Annotated in this window: 3 protein-coding genes and 1 pseudogene; 2 read left to right on the top strand and 2 right to left on the bottom strand. The window is 66.8% G+C overall.

What is annotated here, in order from left to right:
- Positions 1–158: 158 nt before the first annotated feature.
- Entirely contained in the window at positions 159–413 is a 255-nt protein-coding gene (locus tag JF886_RS13280) for a hypothetical protein (RefSeq protein WP_337313235.1), read from the top strand.
- 1,725 nt (positions 414–2,138) lie between these two features.
- On the opposite strand, the pseudogene JF886_RS13285 reads toward JF886_RS13280, so the two are convergent.
- Positions 2,139–2,342 (bottom strand): annotated as a pseudogene (locus tag JF886_RS13285) (SbtR family transcriptional regulator); the annotation flags it as partial.
- A gap of 103 nt (positions 2,343–2,445) precedes the next feature.
- Positions 2,446–2,664, bottom strand: coding sequence for a hypothetical protein (locus JF886_RS13290; RefSeq protein ID WP_337313237.1), 219 nt, complete (start codon positions 2,662–2,664; stop codon positions 2,446–2,448).
- Positions 2,665–3,228: 564 nt separating this feature from the next.
- Here JF886_RS13290 and JF886_RS13295 point away from each other — a divergent pair.
- Complete coding sequence (locus JF886_RS13295; protein ID WP_337313239.1) at positions 3,229–3,897, top strand: Crp/Fnr family transcriptional regulator; 669 nt, start codon at positions 3,229–3,231, stop codon at positions 3,895–3,897.
- The last annotated feature ends 228 nt before the right edge of the window (positions 3,898–4,125 follow it).

The raw sequence follows: 4,125 nt of genomic DNA on the forward strand, positions 1-4,125 counted from the left end.
AATCGCCATGTCCAGGTAGGTGACCGCATTGAGCGCCGTCGTCCCTGCCGCGCCCGCGGCAGCGCCGATCAGCAGGCCGCGTCCGATGCCCATGTGTTCAACGGTACCGCATGCCTAGCATGGAACCGACGCCCGTTCAGAATCTTGGAGGACAGCCCATGCCAGACCAGCAGAGCGATCCGACCCACAACATCGGCGCGGACCCGCTCACCGCGACTCCGGGCGCCGGACGTGGCGGCAAGGAGGGCGACCCGATCCCCGAGCAGATCGAGGAGGCGGAGAAGACCAAGGACACCGAGCACAAGTTTGATGACGAGACCCAGGAGGAGCGCGGCGCCGACGCAGCCAAGTCCCCCGGTCATGTGAGCAGCCCCGAGGAGACGTCCGAGGATTCTCGCGAGGGTCACCGGTAGCCGTTCGGCCTTCCCGGCAGCGGTCGGCATCGTTCTCGTACCCCTCCCCATCGCGGCAGCGCTGGCAGCGGCCCGTCTTCCCTGACTCATCCTGACCCTTGGGTCGGTTGGGGTTTGACGGGCGTCCTCCTTACCATCGCCGGAGGTCCGTGTCCGTATCCGTCACTGCGGCGCGCCCAGTCCGCTGGAGCCGGAGACTATGTCCGATCCGGAGGCGGAAAAAGGGTGTTACAAGGCATGGAGACTAGGAACGTAGCGGGGCCGATGCCGGACGACTCGGTACGCATCGCGTCGGGCCGTGTCGCCCGCCGTGCGCCCGCGCCCACCCTCGCCTGGCCTCTCTGGTGAGGGCCGCGTGGCCCCGTCGAGGAGGTGGGATGGTGCCAACTCTGGCCTTTTCTGACCCCCAAGTTGACCCCCCCGGGGCCGGACGGCGGCGGACTCTGCTGGACGGGAAGTCGTCAATCGGACCGATGCCGAGTTCAGGAGGGACGCCGGTGGACCCCTGAGGACGCCTGAAACACGAACTGGAAATGCGGTATCCGGGGCAACTCGGATCGAGGGTTCGAATCCCTCTCGCTCCGCCAAATCCCTTATGCAGCACGGGTGTTGCCGGTCCCGCCATGGTGCATCCGGTGACTCAACGACCGGCTCCACTGTGACAAACGTCTGTGACAACTGGCGCAAGAGGTTGGTACATTCCTCCGGCGGCAAAGCGAGGCAATGGCGAAGGCTCCGTCTCGGCGCACCCTCGTGCCGACGGCCTATGGGTCGCGCGGTACACGGTGATCGAGGACGGGGTGACTCGCCGGCCAGCGTTGTACGGGCGAACCCGCCAGGAGGCGTCGCCAAAGTTGCGCGCTGCCCTGGTCGCGCGCGATGAAAGCCTCAGGGCCAAACCAGCGCCGGCCGATCGGCCACATCAGCAGGGCAGTGCGCCAGTATCGTCCACCACGAAGTTCAGCCGCATCGCCGCTGGCACTCCCGACGGTGTGCGCGACCTTTGGCTTCACCCCGGGGCCATCGAGTCCATTGAGGCAGCGAATGACAACAACACCACCATCCAGCTGCGGTCGGGTCGCCGACTCCTCTCAGCATGCGGAAAAAGGGTGTTGCAATACATGGAGACCAGCACCGTAGCCGGGCCGACGCCGCACGACTCGGTCCGCTTAAGCGTTGCGCCGTGTCGCCCGCTGTGGGGTCGCGCCGACCCTGGCCTGGGCCTCGCTGGTCAAGGCCGCGTGGCCCCGTCAGGGAGGTGTGATGGTGCCAACTCTGGCTCTTTCTGACCCCCAAAATTGACCTCCACGGGGCCGGACGGTCGTGGACTCCGCTGGACGGAACCGCGTCAATCAGGCGCCGCTTGAACTCGCCCTGGATGCTGACGGACGTTCGAGGACCCCCGAAACACGAACTGGAAATGCGGGTATCCGGGGCAACTCGGATCGAGGGTTCGAATCCCTCTCGCTCCGCCAAAGTCCTTGTTCAGTAAGGGATTGCCCCACCCAGCGAGGCGGCATCGGACGCGCTCGGCGAGATCGACGGGAAAATTTGACCCCCACGGGAGCCTGCTGACAGTTGTTGGCAGACGTGGCTGGACGTCCCAGGACGAAATCTGCAAACGCCCACAAGTGCGGTGACAACGCGCCAGCTTCGAACCGGACCCGCCGAGCGCTGGTGGTCAACTCCGTGGCCGCACGTGTGCCCCAAGCCTTTCGGCGTGGGTCACGTCGGGGGGCGCAACCCAGCCAGAGTGACGGCGACGAGCCGACGGAGGGCGGCTTTGGAGGGCAGGCTGCTGGCTGCGGTCAGGGCGTGCAGGCAGTAGCTGGCGAGCTCGTCAGGCGCGATATCGTCCCGGAGGACGCCCCTTCCTGCACCCTCCGCCAGCAGACCGCGGATGAGTGCGTGGACCTGGTGCCGCGCGCGGCCCTCGCCGCCGACCATGTTCTCTACGGCGTCGTATTGGCTAAGGGTCTGGAGCGCCAGCACACCTAACCGGCTGCTGAAATAGCGGCCGTGACCGCGTCAACTAGCCCTCGTTAGGAAGCTTGTCGCTCTCCTCGGACGGTGGGCTGTCCCCGGTCGCGGGGATTGTGTTCGAGCCAGGCGAATTTGCGCCCCAGCGTTGTGTCGCGCCCCGCGTCTGCTCACCGGTCTCCACGTGATCAGCGTGCGCGTTGCCGTCGTGCGTGCGTTTGGCGGCTTCATCGGGGGTGGCCTCGTCTGGGGCGTTCGACTGGTCGGTCATGGCCAACTCCTCGCTTGGTGCCGTCGCCGTTACCGCGACCAGCTGCCTCCATACCATGGTGGCGGTGTGGTCGCTCAATGTCCACTCGCTTGACCGGCCGCAGGGATCTCTGATGTCTGAGGTGGGCGGAGAGCTAGAGAAGAAGGCTTCGGGCCGGGCTAGCAGGAAGGCGTCCGTGGAGCCGTGACCCACGGAACCGAAAGGTCTGACCGCAGTTCGGACACTTCAGGTTCGGACGACACGGCGCGGCCTCGGCGAGCGACGACGTCAAACGCAGAAGCCGGGCGCTGCGCGCGCGACACATCATGCAGTCGGTGAAGGGAGCCGAACGCTTGGCCATACGGCACTGTCGAGCCCAAGTCTGTCCACGGGTGGGGCCTACGTGGCCGGACATCGGGAGTATTGTGGGGGGGAGGGGCGCTCTAGGGCGCCGACGCGACGGCGATAGACCGCGACAGCGGCCAAGCGGGCGCGCCTTGCAGCTCGGGGACGAAGATCGACGGCGACACTCGCGGCGGAACGAATCAGCTTCTCGCCGTACTCCCACCCGCTGTACGAGAGCGCTTGGCGCGCTCCCTCAGCCCAGTCTTCCTCGAGCACAGGACCGTGCTCTTCGAGCCGGGTCAGATGGTCGACTCGGTCGAGTTCCCGCGCAACTGCGTGGTCTCGCTGGTGACGCCGCTCCACGAGGGAGCAATTGTGGAGGTGGCCACCATCGGGAATGAGGGGATCGTCGGGGTGCCGCAGGTGACGGCCGGTTCCTCCGTCCGGGCCATCGTCTCTGTGGCAGGATGGGCCGACCGCATCAGTGCGTCGGCGTTCCGCGAGGAGGTCGAGCGCGACGACGGTCCTCTCCGCGACTTGGTGGGGGACTACCTTCAGGCCCTCTTCGCCCAGGTCGCGCAGGCCGGGGCGTGCAATCGGCTCCACTCCAATGAGGAGCGCCTCAGCCGATGGCTGCTGATGAGCTCCGACCGCGTCGGCACGGAGGTATTCGCCATTACCCATGAGTTCCTCGCCGAGATGCTGGGCTCGCGGCGCGCCACGGTGACCCTGTCGGCGGGGATCCTCCAAGCAGCGGGCTTCATCGAATACCACCGCGGCCGGGTCACTATCCTCGACCGCCGCGGCCTCGAAGCTGCGGCTTGCGAGTGCTACGGCGTCATCGAGGCGGAGCTGGACGGGGTGGTCCAGAGAGCGTGGCGGCGGTCGTCACCGACCAGCGCTCGATAACCCATAGGAGTCCCTGCCATCGCCGATACTCGCTGTACCTTTGTGCACGTCGCGGATCGAGGCCGCAGGCGTGGTCCGGAGTATTTGCCTGCCTGATGATCGTGGCGCTCAGCGTCGAGACGGCGACCTGTCGATCTCGCGCAGGACGCCGGCGGCGACCGCACCGTAGGCCAGGTGCGGCACGACATCGCTCACCCAGTCCTTGACCGCCCAGGTGCGCGGATCCGT

Origin of the sequence: Candidatus Aeolococcus gillhamiae, from assembly GCF_016464765.1 — a bacterium.
Taxonomy (GTDB): Bacteria; Chloroflexota; Dormibacteria; order Aeolococcales; family Aeolococcaceae; genus Aeolococcus; species Aeolococcus gillhamiae.